The organism is Bacillus sp. S2(2024) (assembly GCF_050474045.1).
Lineage (GTDB): Bacteria > Bacillota > Bacilli > Bacillales > Bacillaceae_G > Bacillus_A > Bacillus_A yunxiaonensis.
The window spans coordinates 4,080,775-4,102,890 of the sequence record NZ_JBFLUS010000003.1 but is presented as its reverse complement, the minus strand read 5'-3'; the positions used below and the strand labels follow the sequence as shown (position 1 = coordinate 4,102,890).

Below are 22,116 nucleotides of genomic sequence, written 5' to 3'. Positions count from 1 at the left end.
GCAACATAAGAAGTAATTGCTTCCAAAACGAAGATATCGTATAATAAACATTACGCAAAGCAGTGTGAAAGTGTCTCTTGCGGTTGTAAGTACATGATACTATTATATATTTCATGCGCCCATAGCTCAGCTGGATAGAGCGGTGGTTTCCGGTACCACGTCTGCCGGGGGTTCGAATCCCTCTGGGCGCGTAAAAAAACCCTAACTTCAATTTTGAAGTTAGGGTTTTTTATTAGTTTGTTTATAAAATTATTAGAATATACAGGGGAAAAAGAGTAATTTAAGTATAACGAAACTTCATTATACTTAAATTACTCTTTTTAATTGTTATTTCTTGAAATAGGAGTTACCATTAGTATGTGGTATAAAGTGTATGAGTATTTTAAAAATTTAGGTATTTTCTTTCGGTATTACCTATTTTTTGGTTGTAATATATAAACTTAATTAATACATATGAAGTAATAATATATGGATGTTGGTATTTTGTAAGGATTCTCCTTTTGAGAAACTTATTGTACAATAGAAGTGAGGGGGAGATTAGGTTGAAAGCAGGTCTTTTACAAGAACAAAGTTTACGTTTGGCAATGACGCAAGAGTTAAGACAAGCGATTACAATGCTCCAGTACAATGTGCAGGAATTAACGGAGTTTTTGTATGAGCAATCGTTGGAGAATCCCCTTATCGAGTTGAGTGGATTTGACAGGGAGAAGAAAAAGAGTACAACAACAAGTAAACAAACAGAGAATCAAATGGAAATTTATAGTGTAGATTCAACGACGATTCAACAGCATTTAGTTAGTCAATTGCAGTATTATAAAATAGATGAAGAACAAAGAAAAATTGCCTCATTCATTATTTTAAATGTGGATGAGAACGGATATTTACAAGAAACAAATGAGGAATTAGCAGCGTTATTATCGGTATGTGTAGAAGAAGTTAATAGATGTATGGAGCTCGTTCAATCGTTAGAGCCAGCAGGGGTAGCGGCAAGAAATATTCAGGAGTGTCTATCAATCCAATTAAAGCGCTTACAAAAGAAGAACGCATTAGCAGAAATGATTGTGGATGAACATTTTGCATATTTTGTAAAGAAAGATTGGCGCAAGTTAGTAAATGTTCTAAAATGTAGTACAGAAGAATTGCAAGAAGCTGTTCATGTGATTACATCACTGCAGCCGAAACCAGGTTTGGCTTTTTCTTCGGAAAAACCGATGTACATCGTGCCTGATATGGCGGTGAAAAAAGAAGATAATCGTTTGATAATTCAAATGAATGAACGTAATATGCCGAGGATTGAAATTCATACAGAATATAGTGAGCTCCTTCATAATAGTGAAAGAGACGTCGCTTCTTATGTATCTGAAAAATATCAGCATGTACAATGGATTATGCGCAGTTTAAAACAAAGAAAACAAACGCTTCTGAAAGTAATGGAAGTGATTATTGAAAAGCAGCGCGACTTTTTTATGAATGGTCCTCAATATTTAAAGCCGCTTGCATTAAAAGAGGTGGCTGAGATATTAGGTGTCCATGAGTCAACAATCAGCCGTGCAACGCGTAATAAATATGTGCAAACACCATATGGTTTACTTGAGATGAAATCATTCTTTAGTAATGCAGTAGCGACAACAGAAGATGAAGCAATTTCGACAAAGAGAGTGAAGCAGCTTATTCAAGAGTTTGTGGGAAAAGAAGATAAGAAAAAACCACTTTCAGATCAAAAGATTTCAAAAATGTTAGAGGAAGAACATGAAATTGTTGTTTCGCGCAGAACGGTAGCGAAATATCGAGAGCAGTTAAACATTCCGGCGTCTTCACTGCGAAAAACGATTGTATAGGTGATGAATATGGAGGTTATTCTATATACAAAAGAAGAATGTGGTCTTTGTCAGAAGGCGAAAAAGCTTCTGCAAGAGCTGAAAACTGAATATGGATTTGATCTAAAGGAAATAAATATTTATGAGGATGAACAGCTGTTAGAAAAATATCATCTTATGATTCCTGTCGTTGAAATTAAAGGGGAAGAGGTAGAATATGGAATCATTCACAAAGATGTCATAATAAACAGCATAATTCGTGCAATAAGAGTTGAATAACTTTGGATCTCCTGTTACAATAATAACCGTAGCAGGGATTATTTTTTTACTCTATGTGGGACACAAATTGTCACTACGGGACATATAATGACCATATAGGGGATGAACCAATGTGGTGAGGAGATACAATATGATGCGCTCATGGATTCAGTATACGAAAAAATTATTACCTGATCTGCTACCTGTTATGCAAAAAAGAATGCAAATTCTTCAGTACATTCGGTTAACACAACCTATTGGCAGAAGAAACTTATCTGCAAGTCTTGGTATGACAGAACGAGTATTACGAAGTGAAGTACAGGTTTTGAAAGAAGAGAACTTGGTTCACGTCGCCTCTTCTGGAATGACATTAACAGAAGAAGGAACAGCTGTTGTTCTTGCTTTGGAAGACTTTATGAAAGAAATTTCAGGTTTAAAGGTTTTGGAAAAACAGCTTAAGGAAACATTAGACTTGGATGAAGTTTTCGTTGTCCCTGGTGATAGTGATGAATCACCTTGGGTTAAGCTCGAGATGGGCCGCGCTTGTGTTGCTTGTATAAAAGATCGTCTGACAGCGAATAATATCGTTGCTGTGACCGGAGGAACAACAATAGCTGCCGTAGCTGATATGATGCAATTGGATTGCAGGGATTTACATACATTATTTGTCCCAGCACGCGGTGGAATAGGAGAGAGTGTTGAGCTAGAAGCGAACACAATCTGTGCGAAAATGGCACAAAATACGATGAGCAACTATCGTTTATTGTATGTTCCCGATCATGTGAGCAGCGAAGCATACGCATCCATTATAACGGAACCTTCTGTGAAAGAAATTCTTGAGTTGATTCGATCTTCCAATATTGTCATTCACGGAATCGGTGATGCCTTAACGATGGCGCGTAGACGAAGTACTTTAGAAGCAGATTGGATGAAAATTAAAGAAATGCAGGCAGTCGGTGAAGCGTTTGGGTATTACTTTAACGAGCAAGGTGAAGTCGTTCATAAAGTACAAACGGTCGGCATGCAACTTGAAGATTTACAACATGTATCTCATGTCGTTGCAGTTGCTGGAGGTTCATCAAAAGCAAAAGCAATTCAAGCGGTAATTAAACAAGGACACACTTCATTACTCATCACAGATGAAGGTGCAGCAAAACAGTTAGTAGAGGGTAAATAACCCTTAATATACATCCCCCAAGGAGGAAATTCAAATGACTAAAATTGGTATTAATGGATTTGGCCGTATCGGACGTGTAGTATTCCGCGCAGCTCTTAACAACCCTAACGTGGAAGTAGTAGCAATCAACGACTTAACAGATGCTAAAACATTAGCACATCTTTTAAAATATGACTCTGTTCATGGAGCAGTAAATGCAGAAGTATCTGCTAACGGCGACAGCATCGTTGTTAACGGTAAAGAAATCAAAGTTATCGCTGAGCGTGACCCAGCTCAATTACCATGGAGCGACTACGGCGTAGAAGTAGTAGTTGAATCTACGGGACGCTTCACTAAAAAAGCAGATGCTGAAAAACACTTAGGTGGAACAGTTAAAAAAGTTATCATCTCTGCACCAGCTTCTGACGAAGATATTACAATTGTTATGGGTGTTAACCACGAACAATACGATGCAGCTAATCATAACGTAATCTCTAACGCTTCTTGTACTACAAACTGCTTAGCTCCATTTGCTAAAGTATTAAACGAAAAATTCGGCGTGAAACGCGGTATGATGACTACAATCCACTCTTACACTAACGACCAACAAATCTTAGACTTACCACACAAAGATTTACGTCGTGCACGTGCAGCAGCAATGAGCATGATCCCAACTACAACTGGTGCAGCTAAAGCAGTAGCATTAGTATTACCAGAACTTAAAGGTAAATTAAACGGTGGTGCAGTTCGTGTTCCAACTGCTAACGTATCTCTTGTTGACTTAGTTGTTGAACTTGAGAAAGAAGTAACAGTTGAAGAAGTAAACGCAGCATTCAAAGCAGCTGCTGAAGGCGAATTAAAAGGTATCCTTGGATACAGCGAAGAGCCATTAGTATCTATCGACTATAACGGATGCACAAACTCTTCTACAATTGATGCATTATCTACAATGACTATGGAAGGTAACATGGTTAAAGTACTTTCTTGGTACGATAACGAAACTGGTTACTCTAACCGCGTAGTTGACTTAGTAGACTATATCGCTTCTAAAGGTCTTTAATTCATAAGTTTGTTTATGCGTAATTAATGACAAAACGAGGGAGAGGGTTTATTCCCTCTCTCTTCTTTCGTTTTATAAGCAAATGTGATAAGCTTTTGAATGGGTTTTGTCAATCCTAACTAGTCGGAGGGAAATCCAATGAACAAAAAATCAATTCGTGACGTAGATTTAAAGGGGAAACGAGTATTTTGCCGTGTTGATTTCAATGTACCTATGAAAGAAGGCAAAATTACAGACGAGACTCGTATTCGTGCAGCTCTTCCTACAATTCAATATTTAGTAGAGCAAGGTGCGAAAGTGATTTTAGCAAGCCATTTAGGTCGTCCAAAAGGACAAGTGGTAGAAGAAATGCGTCTAACTCCAGTAGCAGTACGTTTAGGCGAGCTTCTTGGTAAAGACGTGAAAAAAGCGGACGAAGCATTCGGACCTGCTGTACAAGAAATGGTTGCAGCAATGAACGAAGGCGACGTATTAGTTCTTGAAAACGTGCGTTTCTATGCGGGCGAAGAAAAGAACGATGCTGAACTTGCGAAAGAATTTGCAGCTCTTGCTGATATCTTCGTAAACGATGCATTCGGTGCAGCTCACCGTGCTCATGCTTCTACTGCAGGTATTGCAGATTACTTACCAGCAGTATCAGGTTTCTTAATGGAAAAAGAATTAGAAGTACTAGGTAAAGCACTTTCTAATCCAGATCGTCCATTTACAGCAATCATCGGTGGTGCGAAAGTAAAAGATAAAATCGGTGTAATACGTCATCTACTTGATAAAGTTGATAACTTAATCATTGGCGGCGGACTTGCTTATACATTTGTAAAAGCATCAGGTCATGAAATTGGAAAGTCTCTATGTGAAGATGACAAAATTGAACTAGCAAAAGAGTTTATGCAACTAGCAAAAGAAAAAGGTGTAAACTTCTACATGCCAGTTGATTGCGTCGTTGCAGATGACTTCTCTGAAACTGCAAACCGACAAGTTGTAGATATCGATTCTATTCCTGCTGATTGGGAAGGCTTGGATATTGGACCAAAAACAAGTGCAATTTATGCAGATGTAATTAAAAACTCTAAGCTTGTTGTATGGAACGGACCAATGGGCGTATTCGAAATGGCTCCATTTGCAGAAGGTACAAAAGCAGTAGGACAAGCATTAGCAGAGGCAGAAGGTACATACTCTGTTATCGGCGGTGGTGACTCTGCAGCAGCTGTTGAAAAATTCGGTATGGCTGATAAAATGAGCCACATTTCTACTGGCGGCGGTGCGTCATTAGAATTCATGGAAGGTAAAGAACTTCCTGGTGTAGTTTGTCTTAACGACAAATAATTAGCAGCCAAGAAAAAGGACGGTGCAAAGCATGCGTAAACCAATTATCGCAGGTAACTGGAAAATGAATAAAACTCTATCTGAAGCAGTTAGCTTCGTAGAGGAAGTAAAAGGTCAAATCCCGGCTAGGGCGGCTGTTGATGCAGTTGTTTGCTCTCCAGCTCTTTTCTTAGAGCGTCTTGTAGCGAAGGCAGAGGGAACTGACTTACAAGTAGGTGCACAAAACATGCACTTCGAGAAAAACGGTGCGTTTACTGGTGAGATTAGCCCAGTAGCACTTAGCGACTTAAAAGTAAGCTATGTAATTTTAGGTCACTCTGAGCGCCGTGAAATGTTTGCTGAAACAGACGAAACAGTAAACAAAAAGACGTTAGCAGCATTTGAGCATGGTTTAACACCAATCGTTTGCTGTGGTGAAACGTTAGAAGAGCGCGAAAGCGGCAAAACATTTGATCTTGTAGGGGATCAAGTGAAAAAAGCACTTGTAGGCTTAACAGAAGAGCAAGTAAAAGTAACTGTTATCGCATATGAGCCAATTTGGGCAATCGGTACAGGTAAATCTTCTTCTGCACAAGATGCAAACGAAGTATGTGCGCACATCCGTAAAGTTGTTGCTGAAGCTGTTTCTCCGGCAGCTGCAGAAGCAGTTCGTATTCAATACGGCGGCAGCGTAAAACCTGAAAACATTAAAGAATATATGGCACAATCTGATATCGATGGTGCTTTAGTTGGCGGTGCAAGCTTAGAGCCTGCGTCCTTCTTAGGTCTTTTGGAGGCGGTAAAATGAGAAAGCCAACAGCTTTAATCATTCTTGATGGTTTTGGACTACGTGAAGAAACTTACGGGAATGCTGTAGCACAAGCTAAGAAACCTAATTTCGACGGCTACTGGAACAAGTTTCCTCACACAACACTAACAGCGTGCGGTGAGGCGGTAGGTCTTCCAGAGGGTCAAATGGGTAACTCTGAGGTAGGTCACTTAAATATTGGTGCTGGCCGCGTTGTATACCAAAGCTTAACGCGTGTTAACGTTGCAATTCGTGAAGGTGAGTTCAATCAGAATGAAACATTCCAAAGTGCAATGAAACACGTGAAAGAAAAAGGTACAGCCCTTCATTTATTCGGCTTACTTTCTGATGGTGGTGTGCATAGTCACATTGACCATATGTTTGCTCTTCTTCGCTTAGCTGCAAAAGAAGGCGTGGAGAAAGTATACATCCATGCATTCTTAGATGGCCGCGATGTTGGTCCGCAAACAGCAAAAGGTTATATCGATGCAACAAATGAAGTGATGAAAGAAACAGGAGTAGGACAGTTCGCGACAATCTCCGGTCGTTACTACTCCATGGACCGTGACAAGCGTTGGGATCGCGTTGAAAAATGTTACCGTGCCATGGTGAACGGCGAAGGCCCTACTTACAAAACAGCATATGAGTGTGTGGATGACTCATACGCAAATGGTATCTACGATGAATTCGTATTGCCGTCTGTAATGGTAAATGAAGATGAAACGCCAGTTGCAACAATCAATGATGATGATGCAATCATCTTCTACAACTTCCGTCCAGACCGTGCAATTCAGATCGCTCGTGTATTTACAGACGAAGACTTCCGTGAGTTCGATCGTGGTGAAAAAGTACCTCACATTCCAGAATTCGTTTGTATGACACACTTTAGTGAAACAGTAAAAGGTTATGTAGCATTCAAGCCAATGAACTTGGACAATACGTTAGGTGAAGTTGTTTCACAAGCGGGATTAAAACAACTTCGCATTGCGGAAACCGAAAAGTATCCGCACGTTACATTCTTCTTTAGCGGTGGTCGTGAGGCTGAATTCCCAGGGGAAGAGCGTATCTTAATTAACTCACCAAAAGTCGCAACATATGACTTGAAACCAGAAATGAGCATTTATGAAGTAACAGATGCTCTTGTAAATGAAATTGAGAATGACAAACATGATGTTATCATTCTAAACTTTGCAAACTGTGATATGGTTGGCCATTCTGGGATGATGGAACCAACAATTAAAGCAGTAGAAGCAACTGACGAATGTTTAGGAAAAGTTGTAGAAGCAATTCTTGCAAAAGATGGTGTAGCACTTATTACTGCTGACCATGGTAATGCTGATGAGGAGTTAACTCCAGAAGGTCAGCCAATGACAGCTCATACAACGAACCCGGTTCCTTTCATCGTTACAAAAGAAGGTATTGAGCTTCGTGAAGGCGGTGTTTTGGGAGATATCGCACCAACAATGCTTACACTTCTTGGTGTTGAACAACCAAAAGAAATGACAGGTAAAACAATTATTAAATAATTACTTATATAAAAGGAGAGAAATAATATGCCAGCAATTTTAGATATTTATGCTCGTGAAGTTTTAGACTCTCGTGGTAACCCAACTGTAGAAGTAGAAGTATACACAGAAAGCGGCGCATTCGGACGCGCATTAGTACCAAGTGGTGCATCTACTGGTGAATACGAAGCAGTAGAATTACGTGACGGTGACAAATCTCGTTACCTTGGTAAAGGTGTTCTTAACGCAGTAAATAACGTAAACGAAGTTATCGCTCCAGAAATCATTGGTTTCGACGTAACTGACCAAGCTGGAATTGACCGTGCTATGATCGAATTAGACGGCACTCCAAACAAAGGTAAATTAGGCGCTAACGCTATCCTTGGTGTATCTATGGCAGTAGCTCATGCAGCAGCTGACTATGTAGGTCTTCCATTATACCGTTACCTTGGCGGATTCAATGCAAAACAATTACCAACTCCAATGATGAACATCATCAACGGTGGTTCTCACGCTGACAACAACGTAGACTTCCAAGAGTTCATGATCTTACCAGTTGGTGCTCCAACATTCAAAGAAGCAATCCGTATGGGTGCTGAAGTATTCCATGCATTAAAAGCTGTATTACATGACAAAGGTCTTAACACAGCAGTAGGTGACGAAGGTGGATTCGCTCCAAACCTTGGTTCTAACCGTGAAGCATTAGAAGTAATCATCGAGGCAATCGAAAAAGCTGGTTACAAAGCTGGCGAAAACGTATTCCTAGGAATGGACGTTGCTTCTTCTGAGTTCTACAACAAAGAAACTGGTAAATACGACCTTGCAGGCGAAGGCCGCACTGGCTTAACTTCTGCAGAAATGGTTGATTTCTATGAAGAGCTTTGCAAAGACTTCCCAATCATCTCTATTGAAGATGGTTTAGATGAAAACGACTGGGACGGCCACAAGTTATTAACTGAACGTCTTGGCGGCAAAGTTCAATTAGTTGGTGACGACTTATTCGTAACGAACACGCAAAAACTTGCTGAAGGTATCGAAAAAGGTATCGCTAACTCTATCCTAATTAAAGTTAACCAAATCGGTACTTTAACTGAAACTTTCGAAGCAATCGAAATGGCTAAACGTGCTGGTTATACAGCAGTTGTATCTCACCGTTCTGGTGAAACTGAAGATGCTACAATCGCTGACATCGCAGTTGCAACTAACGCTGGCCAAATCAAAACTGGTTCTATGAGCCGTACTGACCGTATTGCGAAATACAACCAATTATTACGCATCGAAGACGAACTAGGTGAAATCGCTGTTTACGATGGTTTAAAATCTTTCTACAACTTAAAGAAGTAATTTCTGTAAGGTAGTAAGTATTTGAACTTAGTCGTACAATCGATATTGCTTTTTAACCTCCTATTTTTATAGGAGGTTTTTTATATGTTTTTTGACTCATACACTATGTTTCATTTTAAATGGGGGAAAATTCCTTTTCAGTATCTAAAAGCCAACCTATAATGGAAAAAGAAGGGGAAAAGGAGTTGATGTGCGGTGAATCGCATTATGGTGATTGGAATTTCGGCAGGTGTAGGGAAATCAACATTTGCACGAAATTTAGCGGAAATCTTATATATACCTGTTTATCATTTAGATGCTTTCTATTGGAAGCCTGGTTGGGTAGAGGCTTCAATAGAAGAGTTTTCAACAGCACAGCAGGATATTGTAAATCAACATCAATGGATTATAGAAGGAAATTACAGCAATACTTTTGAGATTCGTGCAGAACATGCTGATACAATTATTTATTTAGAGCTTCCACTCTATATATGCCTGTACCGTGTTATAAAGCGCTGGTTAACGAACATTGGAAAAACAAGGCCTGATATGGGCGCAGGATGTAAGGAAAAAATCGATTGGGATTTCATTAAGTTCATATACACAACTTACTATCCTCGTAAGAGAAAAATGGCTGAACGATTACAGTTCTTTCAATCGTTAGGCTCTAAAAAGGTTATTATTACGTTGAAGAGTAAACAAGAGATTAACTCCTATTTAGAAAATATAAAAAAGCAGGAAGAAATTGCACGTGTTGACTTTAGTAATTTAAATAAAAATAATCCTTTTTAAAAAACGAGTACAATTGCTTTATAAGGCAATTTTTTTTGTATTAACAAAACAAGAAAAATGGAAAAAATATAAAAGGGCATGATCCAGTTTATAGACAGGTTTTTAATGTATATATGATCTTATAACTAAATCGATTTCCCGCGTTAAATTCTCAATAAAAAGTCTGAAAATATAAACTTTATACTGCGATAACTTTATTCCACCTCTGATTCTGTTTACAAATACAGTAAAAATGCCAATGTAAGCGCATACCTTAGTCAATTTTCCTGGTCAATTCGGGAAATTGCGGGTTTTTACAATTTATACTATGATAAATATAGAAAATATAAAGTAAAGCTTCCATCAGTGGAAGTTTTCTTCATCCCCCACCTATCTTCTTCGCTTTTTCTGGATCTTGAGGTGGGGGTCTTATTGCTGAAAAGTAGCGGGATAAAGAATCGTATAATGAAGGATGATAGACAGATGAAATTTACAAAAATTATTGTCCAAATAGCAGCACTTTACGTCTTCAATATGATTGGCACGTGGATTCAAGGAGCGCTGCATATCCCGATTCCAGGAAGTTTAATAGGGATGTTCTTGTTGCTCATATTGCTCGGTTTAAAAGTCCTTCCAGTAAAATGGTTTGAATTAGGAACAGAAACATTAATGGCTCTTATGCCATTTTTATTAATACCTCCGACCATTGGTTTAATGAATTATGGTTCTTTTTTTATGAATAAAGGTATTTCGCTGTGCATTACTGTTGTCGCGAGTACGTTTTTAATTATTGTTGTAGCAGGACATACAGGACAATATCTTGCGAATAGAAAGGAAAAGGAGACACAATGAGTATAGTAATCGGAATTGGTTGGATTATTGTAACAGCTTTACTGTATCAACTGTCAAAGAAGATTTATCAATGGATTCCAACACCGTTTACAGTTCCTATGCTTGTTGCAACAGCTTTAATGATCTTGTTGTTAGTTGTATTCCATATACCCTATCAACAATACATGCAAAGCGGCGGGGGCTGGATTTCGAAATTGCTTGGTCCAGGTGTGGTAGCATTTGCAATTCCTCTATATCAACAACGCAGTGTTTTGAAGAAGTATGTTGTACCAATTGCTGGCGGTGTATTAGTGGGAACAATCGTTGCAATTGCAAGTGATATGATAATTGCAACAATTATGGGAACGGATAAAAGCTTGATTTTATCTTCCTTACCGAAGTCAGTAACGATGCCGGTGGCCATGAGTGTGTCAGAAGAAGTTGGCGGTGTCCCATCTTTAACAGCAGCTTTCGTAGTAGTTGCAGGAGTATCTGGAACCATTACTGGTCCACTTTTATTAAAATGGAGCAGAGTGACAAATTCTGTTGGAAAAGGAATTGGATTTGGCTGTGCATCCCATATTATGGGCGTTATGCGTGCGATGAAAAATAATGAGCATGAAGGTGTAATTGGGTCAGTAACAATGACATTAACAGCAATCTTAACATGTTTACTTGGTCCGTTGTTTGCGGCGTTTTTTATTTAATCTGGTGAAGTATTCGGTGAGTGAGAGCCCATGAGACGCTCTCGCTTTTCCAATTATTTTATGATACATTTAAAGTAATTGAAACTTTAGGAGGCATGTAAAGTGCATACGTTTTTATCAGTTTTACTTATTATTGTATCACTGTTATTGATTGTACTTGTATTAATGCAATCTAGTAAGAGTGCTGGTTTATCCGGTGCAATTTCCGGCGGAGCGGAGCAATTATTCGGTAAGCAAAAAGCGCGCGGAATCGAAGCTGTATTAAACCGTATTACAGTTGTTCTTGCTGTATTATTCTTCGTATTAACATTTGCCGTTACGTATTTACAAGTATAAATAGAAAAGATTCGCCTTCTTGGGTTGAATCTTTTTTATTTTTTATCGAAAAAGTTTCTGATTAGATTATGGAAAAGAAACTATGATACACTATAAATAGATCATACATGAAGATTACATTATAGGAAGAGAAGGAGAACGTGAAATGAAGCTAGCATCCCCAAAACCGTTTACATTTGAGGCGGGAGAACGTGCAGTTTTACTATTACATGGATTTACAGGGAACTCTGCAGACGTTCGTATGCTCGGACGTTATTTAGAGACAAAAGGCTATACATGTCATGCGCCGATTTATAAAGGTCATGGTGTACCACCGGAGCAGCTTGTGCACACAGGTCCAGAAGACTGGTGGAAAGATGTTATGGCAGCATACCAACATTTAAAAGATAAAGGATATGAAAAGATTGCAGCTGTTGGTTTATCGCTTGGCGGCGTTTTTTCGTTAAAACTTGCTTATACAATGCCAATTATCGGAGTTGTACCAATGTGTGCACCGATGTACATTAAGAGTGAAGAAATCATGTATCAAGGTATACTGGCATACGCACGTGAATATAAAAAACGTGAGCGTAAATCACCAGAGCAAATTGAAGCAGAGATGTTTGAGTTTAAGCAAACACCGATGAATACATTAAAAGCACTGCAAGATTTAATTCGTGATGTACGCAATAACATTGACATGATTTATGCACCGACGTTTGTCGTTCAAGCACGCCATGATGAAATGATTAATACAGACAGCGCAAACATTATTTATAACGGTGTAGAGTCAAATTTAAAAGACATCAAATGGTACGAGGATTCCACGCATGTAATTACGCTGGATAAACAGCGTGATGAGCTGCACGAAGATGTATATAACTTCTTGGAGCAACTAGATTGGTAAGATCTAGTTGCCTCTTTTTTACATAAGCAAACATCATTTATACATGACTATATTTTCGGATAGACTATAAAATACGAGGATTTATAAGGAGGTTTTTGTACTTGGAAGAAATCATGCAAGAAAACATCGATAAATTGTTATCGTTTATGAAAGAAGAAGCATATAAGCCACTTACTGTGCAAGAGTTAGAAGAAGCGTTTGGTATTGAAGATGCGGCTGACTTTAAAGAGTTTGTGAAAGCACTTGTCATTATGGAGGAAAAAGGGCTTGTTGTTCGTACAAGAAGTAACCGCTACGGTCTTCCAGAAAAGATGAACTTAGTACGCGGTAAACTAATTGGACATGCTCGCGGGTTTGCGTTTGTCGTACCTGAAGAAAAAGGGTTAGATGATATTTTTATTCCGCCAACAGAATTAAAGGGTGCACTACACGGTGATACAGTATTAGCACGTATTAGTTCGGAATCAAGCGGTTCACGCAAGGAAGGGACAATTGTTCGAATTATTGAACGCGGAACAAAAGAATTAGTTGGTACATATACAGAATCGAAAAATTTTGGGTTTGTTATCCCTGACAATAAGCGATGGGCGAGCGATATTTTTGTTCCAAAAAGTGCTTCTATGGGTGCAGTAGAAGGACATAAAGTCGTTGTTAAAATTACAAGCTACCCACAAGATCGTTTAAGTGCAGAAGGAGAAGTTATTCAAATTCTTGGTCATAAAAATGATCCAGGCGTTGATATTTTATCAGTGATTCATAAGCATAACTTACCGCTTGCGTTTCCAGCAGATGCAATGGAGCATGCGAACAGTGTACCAGAAACAATTGATGAGAACGATTTACAAGGTCGTCGTGATTTGCGAGACCAAACAATTGTTACAATTGATGGCGCGGATGCGAAAGACTTAGATGATGCGGTTACAGTAACGAAACTTGAGAATGGTAATTACAAGCTTGGTGTACATATTGCGGATGTAAGCCATTATGTTACGGAAGGATCTGCAATTGACCGTGAAGCAGCTGAACGAGGAACGAGTATTTATCTTGTAGACCGTGTTATTCCAATGATTCCGCATCGTTTGTCTAACGGAATTTGTTCATTAAATCCAAAGGTAGATCGTTTAACATTATCTTGTGAAATGGAAATTAATGATCAAGGGGAAGTAGTGAGTCATGAGATTTTCCAAAGCGTTATTAAAACAACGGAACGCATGACGTACTCAGATGTGAAGCAGATTCTAGACGATGAAGATGAAGAATTAATGGCTCGTTATGAACCGTTAATACCAATGTTCCAAGAGATGGGGAAATTGGCTGCCATTTTACGTGAAAAGCGTATGCGCCGCGGGGCAATTGATTTTGACTTCAAAGAAGCAAAAGTACTAGTGGATGAAGAAGGAAAACCGACTGATGTAATTTTACGTGATCGTTCTGTAGCTGAGAAGTTAATCGAGGAATTTATGCTTGTAGCAAACGAAACAGTCGCTGAGCATTTTCACTGGATGAACGTACCGTTTATGTACCGTGTTCACGAAGATCCAAAAGAAGATAAATTAGAGCGTTTCTTTGAATTTATTACAAACTTTGGTTATGCGGTAAAGGGTCGCGGGAACGAAGTACATCCGCGTGCGCTCCAACAAATTCTTGAAATGGTACAAGGTCAGCCTGAAGAAGTTGTTATTTCGACAGTTATGCTTCGTTCCATGAAGCAAGCTCGTTATGATGCAGAGAGTATCGGTCATTTTGGTTTATCCACAGAGTTTTATACACATTTCACATCACCGATTCGCCGTTATCCAGATTTAATTGTGCACAGATTGATTCGCACGTATCTCATTAACGGAAAAGTCGATAGTGAAACACAGGCGAAGTGGCGTGAAAACTTACCTGATATTGCCGAGCATTCTTCCAACATGGAGCGCCGTGCTGTTGAAGCAGAGCGTGAAACGGATGAACTGAAAAAAGCAGAGTACATGCTTGATAAAATTGGTGAAGAATACGATGGAATCATTAGTTCTGTAACAAACTTCGGTTTGTTCGTAGAGCTTCCAAATACAATTGAAGGTCTTGTTCATGTCAGCTATTTAACAGATGATTATTATCGTTATGATGAACATCATTTTGCGATGATTGGCGAACGTACAGGAAACGTCTTCCGTATTGGTGATGAAATTACGATTCGCGTTGTGAATGTAAACAAAGATGAGCGTGCAATTGACTTTGAAATTGTCGGCATGAAAGGCAATGTGAAACGACAACGAAAAGATCGTCCTGTTGTAATTGAGCAGCCAAAAGGAAGTAGAAGAAAACGTAGCGACCGTGAAAACAATCGCGGCGGCCAAGGCAAAGAATCAAACCGAAATGGGAATGGCAAACGAAATGGTGCCAAAAAGAAAAAGCCATTCTTTGAAAATGCACCGAACTTTAAGAAGAAAAAGAAAAAACGTAAGTAAGAAAGAAGCCATATATGGCTTCTTTCTTCATATTTTGCTACAATGATAAAAATGAAGGGAGGCGTCAATCGAGATGCCAAAAGGTCAAGGAAAAGTCATCGCACAAAATAAAAAAGCATATCATGATTATTTTATTGAAGAAACATACGAAGCAGGTCTTGTCCTTCAAGGAACGGAAATTAAGGCGATTCGTGCAGGCCGTGTAAACTTAAAAGATGCCTTTGCACGTGTACAAAATGGTGAAGTATGGGTACATAATATGCATATTAGTCCATATGAACAAGGGAATCGTTTTAATCATGATCCGCTTCGTACAAGAAAGTTACTTCTTCATAGAAGAGAAATTTTAAAGCTTATTGGGTACACGAAAGAAACAGGGTATACGCTTGTGCCGCTTAAAATTTATTTGAAAAATGGATTTGCCAAAATGGAACTAGGTTTAGGTAAAGGGAAAAAGCAATATGATAAGCGCCATGATTTAAAAGAGAAAGAAGCAAAACGCGAAATTGCACGTGCATTCCGTGATCGTCAAAAAGCATAATACAGAAATTTACAATTGCAAAATGTCGAACGTATGCTATAATAACAAATGTAAGGCCAGTTGAACATTGAAAAACAGCTCAATAGCAGCTATCACGAATATACTTCGTATGCTCCATTTCTTATATGGGGACGTTACGGATTCGACAGGGGTAGTTCGAGCTTAGGTTGCGAGTCGAGGGGATCGGCCTCGTTAAAACGTCAAAGCCTATAACTGGCAAACAACAAAACAACTTCGCTTTAGCTGCTTAATAACAGCTTTTAGCGGTTCGCCCCTCCATTGCCCATGTGGTAGGGTAGCGGACTCACTCTAAGTGGGCTACGCCGGAGTTCACCGTCTGAGGACAAAGGAAGAGAACAACCAGACTAGCAATTCGGAAGCCTGTCGATAGGCCGAAGAATTTGCGAAATGCTAATATGTCGACTACACTCGTAGAAGCTTAAGTGCCGATACTTTTGGACGTGGGTTCGACTCCCACCGTCTCCACCAATACATATTTGGTGGTTTTTTTATTTTGTATATGATTTGAACCATAAGTTTGCCGAAACGGCAAGCTTATGGTTCTTTTTGTTTGCGGCAAGCTTATGCTTCTGGTAATTTTGATGTTTCTGAATTAAATCTAAGAAGGATTTGTTCAACATTAGTACCAAAAATTTTAGAATAAGTGAATAAGAGAAATAACCACCATTGATTATTTCTCTTTTCATATACATATTTATTTTTGGAAAAGTAACTTAACTCCAAATACTAATAATATTGTGCCAGTAATACCCTCTATTGTACGGTTCACTTTTTCTTTTCTGAAAAAAGTTCTTAATTGACGTATTAGTGAGATATACAGTAAATACCATATTGCTGTCAAAGTCGTAAATGTGAGTCCTAACAAAAGAAATTGGAAGAGATGATTTTGATTGCTCACAATAAATTGGGGTAGAAAACTAAGGAAAAATACAGCAGTTTTTGGGTTTAAGATTGCTGTGGTAAATCCTTGTCTAAAATTTTTAACCGTTCCAATATCCTTAGGGTTCATTTCCACTGAACCTGACATATGTTCTTTTTTGGAAAAAGAACTTTTAAGTGACTTTACAGCTAAATAAATTAAATAAAAAGCCCCAGCATATTTTATTAATGTAAATAGCATAGCAAATTTCATTAAGATAGCAGAGAGTCCTAGTGTAGCCATTATTGTATGAATCATCATTCCAGATACCGTTCCTAAGACGGTCTTTATCCCACCATTTCTACCATGAGAGATAGTGTTTTTTGTAACTAAAGCAAAACCGGGACCAGGCATTATTATGATTAGGAGTGCTGTAAGGATAAATAATAAATAATTTTCCATGTTTTAGTATTTCCTTTCCAATTTTTAGTTTTGCTTATAGTATAGCTTTTTTCCTTAAAACATTAAATATAAAAGACATGATGAGGATAGTATCATAAATTTTTAACATGCTTCCAAAAGAATTCCCCTTCCTCAAGGAATGAGAAGGGTGAAGCCCAATGAGTAGGGAGGGGATGAATTTTGGTTGGCGTAAGCCAAAGGAATGAAAAAGGAATTTCCTCAAATGAAACAGAAATGATAGTAAAGAATACTTTTGATCTCAAAGTTATTGTTTGCTGACTGTAGGCGGTACACCATTAGAAATTCTAAAACAATACCGAAACACAAGGACAAAACGAATGGGAGGTGATGACAATATTGTTGAATCAAAAATATGAAATCTTTCCAACAGAAGCACAAAAAGAAGTGTTAGACCGCTGGCTACAATATTGTCGTCAAACCTACAATTCTGCCTTACTAGACAAAGAACGAAAATATAAGCAAAACAAAGAAAATTACGATCGTTATGATATGCAAAGACAACTTACATTGGGCAAGAATACGTACCCTTTTCTAAAAGAAATGCCTTCTCAGCCTTTGCAAGAAGTTTTTGCACGTCTGAAAAAAGCATTTGATCATTTTTTTCGTAAAGATGCAAAATATCCAAAACAGAAAAAGTATAAAGACTACAATAGTATGACGTTTCCGCAATTTGGGTTCAAACGAAATGGAAAGCATCGCTATGCCATGTCTTTTTCTGATAACAGTAAGTTATACAATAAAAAATTGGGAGAAATAGATATCCTGCTTCATAGACCACTCGAAGGAACAATCAAGCAACTGATCCTAAAACGTCAAGGGAAAAGATGGTACGCTATTTTCTGTGTCGAAAGACAAGTGGTACCATCTGATATCGATACCAATCGTGCGATAGGAATTGACGTGGGATTATATAAGTATGCCGTTCTTTCTAATGGTTTAGAGTTTGAAAACCCTAGATTTCTCCATGAAAAAGAAAAACAACTAAAGAAAGCACAACGAAAACTTTCTAAGAAGAAAAAAGGTTCTGCTAACTTCATAAAACAAGTCGAGCGTGTTCGCAAGCTACATGAAAAAGTAGCAAACCAGCGCAGAGATTTTCTTCATAAACTCAGTTACAATATAGCAAAAGAGTATTCCGTTATCGTTGTAGAAAATTTGAGCATTCGAAACATGGTTAGAAACAGAAAATTATCGAAGTCTATTTCTGATGCAGGGTGGGGAATGTTTCGAAACATGCTTGCTTACAAATGCGAAAATCATGGCGGTGTACTTATCAAAGTAGAACCAAAGTATACTTCACAAGACTGTTCTTTTTGTGGGAATCGTGTGAAGAAGTCTCTCTCTATTCGTACTCACATTTGTACAAAGTGTGGAACGGTATTGGATAGAGACTATAACGCGAGCCGGAACATCTTACAAAAAGGATTAGAAGAATTGCTTATCACAAACTAAAGTCTACAAACTGTAGGGCAAGGTTATGTCCGAACAGTATAAACTACGCCTGTGGAGACTGTGTAGGACGCAGTGGGACCCCCCATTATGCAACGGTCTATGAAACAGGAAGCCCCTTCTTCAATCAGACCGGAAGGTGGATAAGGAGGGGTTATTCACGGTGCAGTAATTGAATTGTAGGGGGACTTCACTTGTATACCGTTCTTCTGCAAATGAGCGTTTTAATGGAATAATAATCGCAGAGATAAGCTTTTAATTTATAATAAATCCAGTAAAGACATAAGAGGCCTATACTAATGAACAACAAATTTCTAGATCTATTCGGTGAATTCATTGAAGTAGAAGGCGGCTTTTTACTTAAAAAAGTTAATGAGCAAGTAGTGAATAAGATAATCGAAAAATAATGGAGGAATAGAATTGCCATATTTACATGAACAGCTGCCGGATGGGAATAATAAGGGTGTAATCATTGTGAAAGAAGCATAGGAGGAAGTAAAAGCTCCATAAAGAAAATTGACTGTATCCAATGGGGATAGATGGTTTTAAAAATAGTTAGAAAATCCAGTTGACAGTTCATCTACTGCGTGATACGATATACCTGTAATAAGTCGCACTGAATAGTGAGGTTGCAAAAAAAGTTATAAAAATAGTTGACACCTTCTACTCAGTGATACAATATACATGTAATAAGTAATACTTAATAGCTTAATTTCCCAAAAGCTATTAAGTAAAAAATTTGCCTTAGTACTCTGTAATACTGAATATAAGTCAGACAGAATAGAGGAGGTAGAGGAGGATCTAAACATGGAAAATTTAACTGAAATGCTGAAGGGTTCGCTGGAAGGTTGTGTGCTGGAAATCATCAGCCGCCATGAAACCTATGGCTACGAGATTACCCGCCATCTGAACGAGCTTGGGTTTACCGAAGTCGTGGAAGGAACGGTCTATACCATCCTCGTGAGATTAGAAAAGAAAAAACTTGTGAATATAGAAAAGAAACCGTCAGATATGGGGCCGCCCCGCAAGTTTTACTCACTTAATGAGGCTGGCCGCCAGGAACTTGAATTGTTTTGGAAAAAATGGGATTTTGTATCATCAAAAATCAACGTCTTAAAGTCAATCTAGCTTCATAAGATATTCTGTCTAATATTTTTGGAGTGTCTTATTCAGTTTTATAAAAAAGGAGGAAAAATAACATGATGGAAATGTTCAAAAAAATGATTGGTGATAAAAAAGAGTACAAAATGATGATGGCGCGGGTTGGAGCTCTGCCAGAGGACTACCAGTTTGTATTTAAGAAAATTCAAAACTACATGTGGAATTTCTCAGCGGGCAACGGGATGGATATGCTGCACATACAGTATGAATTAATCGATTTGTTCGAAGCCGGTGCGGCGGAAGGTAGACAAGTGCTGGAAATCACCGGGGAAGACGTGGCGTCCTTTGCTGATGAACTAGTGGCAAATGCTAGAACCTATGTCGCCAAGTATCGTGAAGATTTGAATCAGAGTATCATGAAGCGATTGAGAAAAGAATAAATTTAATAAATAGTACCGACTGATTAGCTGGTTACAAATGTGAATTGCTGCCATCGCTATTCAGTTATATTTTTAACCCAGTACTAAGTAATACAGATTATCAGTCAGACTAAATAGCGGAGTATAGGTAATCTAGCTCCGCAAAGCGCTTTTTATCCCGCATTAACGGGCAGTAATACTTCCACCTCAAAATTCAGCGAAAGCATTGTCCAGCTCTAGCGGCTAGAATCTCCGGTCGTTTCGCCCCCTCGTACGAGGCAAAAAGCGCATCTCTGTCGGGGGCTCCAACGTCCTGCGATTCTGAGCGAGCCGCTTCCGCTTTTCTAAAGAAGTTAGGTGGGAGATAAACTGCCCGTAAAAGCCCGATTGGTTCAACTAATAATCAGTGGGGATGAAGAACCCCCCCACTGATTAAAGTTTCACTTTATAAGGAGGAAAAAAGTATGAGCAATGCAGCGATTTCTGTAAAAGGGTTAAAAAAATCTTTTAAAGACAAGGAAGTTTTAAAGGGGGTGGATTTTGAGGTGCGGCGTGGCGAAATTTTCGCACTGCTGGGCTCAAATGGAGCGGGCAAGACGACGACAGTCAACATCCTCTCGACGCTGATGAAGCTTGATGGCGGCGAAGTAGGTATTTGCGGCTTTGACGTCCAGCGTCAACCGGATCATGTTCGCCAGAGCATCAGCCTGACAGGGCAGTTCGCGGCTTTAGACGGCATGCTCACCGGGCGGGAAAACCTGATGATGATTGCCAAGTTGCGTGGAGTTTCCAATCCCGCTCAAGTCGCCGACAATCTGCTTGCGAGATTCAGCCTGACCGATGCGGCCAACCGCCGGGCAGACCAGTATTCCGGCGGGATGAAGCGCCGGCTTGACATCGCCATGAGCCTAATCGGGACGCCAGCAGTCATTTTTCTCGACGAACCGACGACAGGGCTTGACCCCGAAGCGCGGATTGAAGTCTGGGATACCGTCAAGGAGCTTGCCGGCGGCGGCACAACCATCTTGCTGACAACCCAGTACCTGGAGGAAGCTGAACAACTGGCAGACCGTATCGCCATCCTGCATGGCGGAAAAATCATCACGACCGGTACCCTTACCGAACTCAAAGAGATGTTCCCGCCAGCGAAAGTGGAGTACATCGAGAAGCAACCGACATTAGAGGAAATTTTCCTCGCGATCATCGGCAAAAAGGAGGGGATGTAAATGAAAAGCAAAACAGGGGTATTACTAGGGCGTTTAATGCGCAACATCATGCGCAGCCCGGATACGATTATCACAGTGGCGATTACGCCGATTATGATGATGCTGCTGTTTGTCTATGTATTTGGCGGCGCCATAAAGACAGGCACGGACAACTACGTCAATTATTTATTGCCGGGAATCTTGCTGATGGCTATCGCATCCGGCGTCGCTTACACTTCCGTGCGGCTGTTTACGGATGTAAAGAGCGGGCTGATGGCACGGTTCATTACCATGCCCATTAAGCGCTCGTCGGTATTATGGGCTCACGTATTGACCTCGCTTGTTTCCAATGCGCTTACAATCGTGGTGGTTATCCTCGTCGCGCTCTTGATGGGCTTCCGTTCCAGCGCTGATATCCTGGATTGGCTCGCGGTAGCTGGGATACTCGGGCTGTTTACGCTGGCGCTGACATGGCTGGCTGTCATTCCGGGATTGACAGCGAGATCTATGGAAGGGGCGACAGCCTACTCGTACCCGCTGATTTTCCTGCCGTTTATCAGTTCGGCCTTTGTCCCCACCGAAACTATGCCTAAAATTGTCCGTGCGTTCGCTGAGAACCAGCCCGTGACTTCAATTGTGAATGCGATTCGTGCCCTCTTATATAAAGGGTCTGTTGGCAACGATATCTGGATCGCGCTTGCTTGGTGCGTCGGTATCATGGTCCTCGCTTACTTCTTCGCCAGTAAAGCATTTAAACGCCAGTTAGGGTAAGTACACCATTGGTTCGATATCTCGTGGCAACTAAATCTTCCGAAATAAAATATA

The 22,116-nt window shown here is 39.5% G+C and carries 21 protein-coding genes, 1 tRNA gene and 1 other RNA gene; 22 read left to right on the top strand and 1 reads right to left on the bottom strand.

All coding sequences use genetic code 11. The features are described from left to right. Window positions 1–115: 115 nt before the first annotated feature. The 17 genes from AB1284_RS20915 to ssrA all read left to right on the top strand — a co-directional run bounded on the left by AB1284_RS20915 (window position 116) and on the right by ssrA (window position 16,243). Window positions 116–191 (top strand) — tRNA-Arg (locus AB1284_RS20915). A gap of 351 nt (window positions 192–542) precedes the next feature. Then, complete coding sequence (gene rpoN, locus AB1284_RS20910) at window positions 543–1,838, top strand: RNA polymerase factor sigma-54 (protein WP_429753163.1); 1,296 nt, start codon at window positions 543–545, stop codon at window positions 1,836–1,838. Window positions 1,839–1,847: 9 nt separating this feature from the next. Continuing rightward, window positions 1,848–2,096 carry a glutaredoxin family protein gene (locus AB1284_RS20905; RefSeq protein ID WP_429753164.1) on the top strand — a complete coding sequence of 83 codons (249 nt, stop codon included), beginning with the start codon at window positions 1,848–1,850 and terminating at the stop codon, window positions 2,094–2,096. 133 nt (window positions 2,097–2,229) lie between these two features. Next, window positions 2,230–3,252, top strand: coding sequence for a sugar-binding transcriptional regulator (locus AB1284_RS20900; RefSeq protein ID WP_429754406.1), 1,023 nt, complete (start codon window positions 2,230–2,232; stop codon window positions 3,250–3,252). Between the two features lie 34 nt (window positions 3,253–3,286). Beyond that, a complete protein-coding gene (gap, locus tag AB1284_RS20895; RefSeq protein ID WP_429753165.1) occupies window positions 3,287–4,291 on the top strand; it encodes a type I glyceraldehyde-3-phosphate dehydrogenase in 1,005 nt (334 codons plus the stop codon). Between the two features lie 138 nt (window positions 4,292–4,429). Then, a complete protein-coding gene (locus AB1284_RS20890) occupies window positions 4,430–5,614 on the top strand; it encodes a phosphoglycerate kinase (protein WP_429753166.1) in 1,185 nt (394 codons plus the stop codon). A 31-nt stretch (window positions 5,615–5,645) separates the two neighbouring features. After that, complete coding sequence (gene tpiA / locus AB1284_RS20885; protein ID WP_429753167.1) at window positions 5,646–6,401, top strand: triose-phosphate isomerase; 756 nt, start codon at window positions 5,646–5,648, stop codon at window positions 6,399–6,401. Continuing rightward, on the top strand, window positions 6,398–7,927 hold the full coding sequence (gene gpmI, locus AB1284_RS20880; protein ID WP_429753168.1) for a 2,3-bisphosphoglycerate-independent phosphoglycerate mutase: 1,530 nt from the start codon (window positions 6,398–6,400) through the stop codon (window positions 7,925–7,927). The genes tpiA and gpmI overlap by 4 nt, the downstream gene beginning before the upstream one ends. Before the next feature lie 27 nt (window positions 7,928–7,954). Next, entirely contained in the window at window positions 7,955–9,250 is a 1,296-nt protein-coding gene (gene eno / locus AB1284_RS20875; RefSeq protein WP_429753169.1) for a phosphopyruvate hydratase, read from the top strand. A 195-nt stretch (window positions 9,251–9,445) separates the two neighbouring features. Next, entirely contained in the window at window positions 9,446–10,021 is a 576-nt protein-coding gene (locus AB1284_RS20870; protein WP_429753170.1) for a topology modulation protein, read from the top strand. Window positions 10,022–10,483: 462 nt separating this feature from the next. Next, on the top strand, window positions 10,484–10,852 hold the full coding sequence (locus AB1284_RS20865; RefSeq protein WP_429753171.1) for a CidA/LrgA family holin-like protein: 369 nt from the start codon (window positions 10,484–10,486) through the stop codon (window positions 10,850–10,852). After that, entirely contained in the window at window positions 10,849–11,538 is a 690-nt protein-coding gene (locus AB1284_RS20860) for an LrgB family protein (protein WP_429753172.1), read from the top strand. The genes AB1284_RS20865 and AB1284_RS20860 overlap by 4 nt, the downstream gene beginning before the upstream one ends. Window positions 11,539–11,640: 102 nt before the next feature. Then, the gene (gene secG, locus AB1284_RS20855) at window positions 11,641–11,874 is read left to right on the top strand and encodes a preprotein translocase subunit SecG (protein ID WP_336482343.1); all 234 of its coding nucleotides are present in this window, start codon (window positions 11,641–11,643) and stop codon (window positions 11,872–11,874) included. A 145-nt stretch (window positions 11,875–12,019) separates the two neighbouring features. Next, entirely contained in the window at window positions 12,020–12,760 is a 741-nt protein-coding gene (locus AB1284_RS20850) for an alpha/beta hydrolase (protein WP_429753173.1), read from the top strand. Between the two features lie 113 nt (window positions 12,761–12,873). Next, the gene (gene rnr, locus AB1284_RS20845; RefSeq protein WP_429754407.1) at window positions 12,874–15,213 is read left to right on the top strand and encodes a ribonuclease R; all 2,340 of its coding nucleotides are present in this window, start codon (window positions 12,874–12,876) and stop codon (window positions 15,211–15,213) included. A 73-nt stretch (window positions 15,214–15,286) separates the two neighbouring features. Then, window positions 15,287–15,754: an SsrA-binding protein SmpB gene (gene smpB / locus AB1284_RS20840; RefSeq protein ID WP_377880243.1), complete on the top strand. Its 468-nt coding sequence runs from the start codon at window positions 15,287–15,289 to the stop codon at window positions 15,752–15,754. A gap of 127 nt (window positions 15,755–15,881) precedes the next feature. Next, window positions 15,882–16,243: a transfer-messenger RNA gene (gene ssrA, locus AB1284_RS20835) on the top strand. 226 nt (window positions 16,244–16,469) lie between these two features. Here ssrA and AB1284_RS20830 read toward each other — a convergent pair. Next, a complete protein-coding gene (locus AB1284_RS20830) occupies window positions 16,470–17,096 on the bottom strand; it encodes a LysE family translocator (RefSeq protein ID WP_429753174.1) in 627 nt (208 codons plus the stop codon). A gap of 348 nt (window positions 17,097–17,444) precedes the next feature. Here AB1284_RS20830 and AB1284_RS20825 point away from each other — a divergent pair, with 348 nt between their 5' ends. The 5 genes from AB1284_RS20825 (at window position 17,445) to AB1284_RS20805 (ending at window position 22,062) form a co-directional block, all read left to right on the top strand. Continuing rightward, window positions 17,445–18,569 (top strand): RNA-guided endonuclease InsQ/TnpB family protein, encoded by a 1,125-nt coding sequence (locus AB1284_RS20825; RefSeq protein ID WP_429753175.1) that lies wholly within the window; start codon window positions 17,445–17,447, stop codon window positions 18,567–18,569. An 804-nt stretch (window positions 18,570–19,373) separates the two neighbouring features. Further along, on the top strand, window positions 19,374–19,694 hold the full coding sequence (locus AB1284_RS20820; protein ID WP_017151750.1) for a PadR family transcriptional regulator: 321 nt from the start codon (window positions 19,374–19,376) through the stop codon (window positions 19,692–19,694). Window positions 19,695–19,765: 71 nt separating this feature from the next. After that, on the top strand, window positions 19,766–20,107 hold the full coding sequence (locus AB1284_RS20815) for a DUF1048 domain-containing protein (RefSeq protein WP_429753176.1): 342 nt from the start codon (window positions 19,766–19,768) through the stop codon (window positions 20,105–20,107). A 443-nt stretch (window positions 20,108–20,550) separates the two neighbouring features. Further along, window positions 20,551–21,312 (top strand): ABC transporter ATP-binding protein, encoded by a 762-nt coding sequence (locus AB1284_RS20810; RefSeq protein WP_429753177.1) that lies wholly within the window; start codon window positions 20,551–20,553, stop codon window positions 21,310–21,312. After that, the gene (locus tag AB1284_RS20805) at window positions 21,313–22,062 is read left to right on the top strand and encodes an ABC transporter permease (RefSeq protein ID WP_429753178.1); all 750 of its coding nucleotides are present in this window, start codon (window positions 21,313–21,315) and stop codon (window positions 22,060–22,062) included. The last annotated feature ends 54 nt before the right edge of the window (window positions 22,063–22,116 follow it).

What these genes read in the sequence shown, in the direction of transcription:
- AB1284_RS20905 (WP_429753164.1), top strand. Translation starts at nt 1,848, where the DNA reads ATGGAGGTTATTCTATATACAAAAGAAGAATGTGGTCTTTGTCAGAAG.
- AB1284_RS20900 (WP_429754406.1), top strand. Translation starts at nt 2,230, where the DNA reads ATGCGCTCATGGATTCAGTATACGAAAAAATTATTACCTGATCTGCTA.
- gap (WP_429753165.1), top strand. Translation starts at nt 3,287, where the DNA reads ATGACTAAAATTGGTATTAATGGATTTGGCCGTATCGGACGTGTAGTA.
- AB1284_RS20890 (WP_429753166.1), top strand. Translation starts at nt 4,430, where the DNA reads ATGAACAAAAAATCAATTCGTGACGTAGATTTAAAGGGGAAACGAGTA.
- tpiA (WP_429753167.1), top strand. Translation starts at nt 5,646, where the DNA reads ATGCGTAAACCAATTATCGCAGGTAACTGGAAAATGAATAAAACTCTA.
- gpmI (WP_429753168.1), top strand. Translation starts at nt 6,398, where the DNA reads ATGAGAAAGCCAACAGCTTTAATCATTCTTGATGGTTTTGGACTACGT.
- eno (WP_429753169.1), top strand. Translation starts at nt 7,955, where the DNA reads ATGCCAGCAATTTTAGATATTTATGCTCGTGAAGTTTTAGACTCTCGT.
- AB1284_RS20865 (WP_429753171.1), top strand. Translation starts at nt 10,484, where the DNA reads ATGAAATTTACAAAAATTATTGTCCAAATAGCAGCACTTTACGTCTTC.
- AB1284_RS20860 (WP_429753172.1), top strand. Translation starts at nt 10,849, where the DNA reads ATGAGTATAGTAATCGGAATTGGTTGGATTATTGTAACAGCTTTACTG.
- AB1284_RS20850 (WP_429753173.1), top strand. Translation starts at nt 12,020, where the DNA reads ATGAAGCTAGCATCCCCAAAACCGTTTACATTTGAGGCGGGAGAACGT.
- rnr (WP_429754407.1), top strand. Translation starts at nt 12,874, where the DNA reads ATGCAAGAAAACATCGATAAATTGTTATCGTTTATGAAAGAAGAAGCA.
- smpB (WP_377880243.1), top strand. Translation starts at nt 15,287, where the DNA reads ATGCCAAAAGGTCAAGGAAAAGTCATCGCACAAAATAAAAAAGCATAT.
- AB1284_RS20830 (WP_429753174.1), bottom strand. Translation starts at nt 17,096, where the DNA reads ATGGAAAATTATTTATTATTTATCCTTACAGCACTCCTAATCATAATA.
- AB1284_RS20825 (WP_429753175.1), top strand. Translation starts at nt 17,445, where the DNA reads ATGACAATATTGTTGAATCAAAAATATGAAATCTTTCCAACAGAAGCA.
- AB1284_RS20820 (WP_017151750.1), top strand. Translation starts at nt 19,374, where the DNA reads ATGGAAAATTTAACTGAAATGCTGAAGGGTTCGCTGGAAGGTTGTGTG.
- AB1284_RS20815 (WP_429753176.1), top strand. Translation starts at nt 19,766, where the DNA reads ATGATGGAAATGTTCAAAAAAATGATTGGTGATAAAAAAGAGTACAAA.
- AB1284_RS20810 (WP_429753177.1), top strand. Translation starts at nt 20,551, where the DNA reads ATGAGCAATGCAGCGATTTCTGTAAAAGGGTTAAAAAAATCTTTTAAA.
- AB1284_RS20805 (WP_429753178.1), top strand. Translation starts at nt 21,313, where the DNA reads ATGAAAAGCAAAACAGGGGTATTACTAGGGCGTTTAATGCGCAACATC.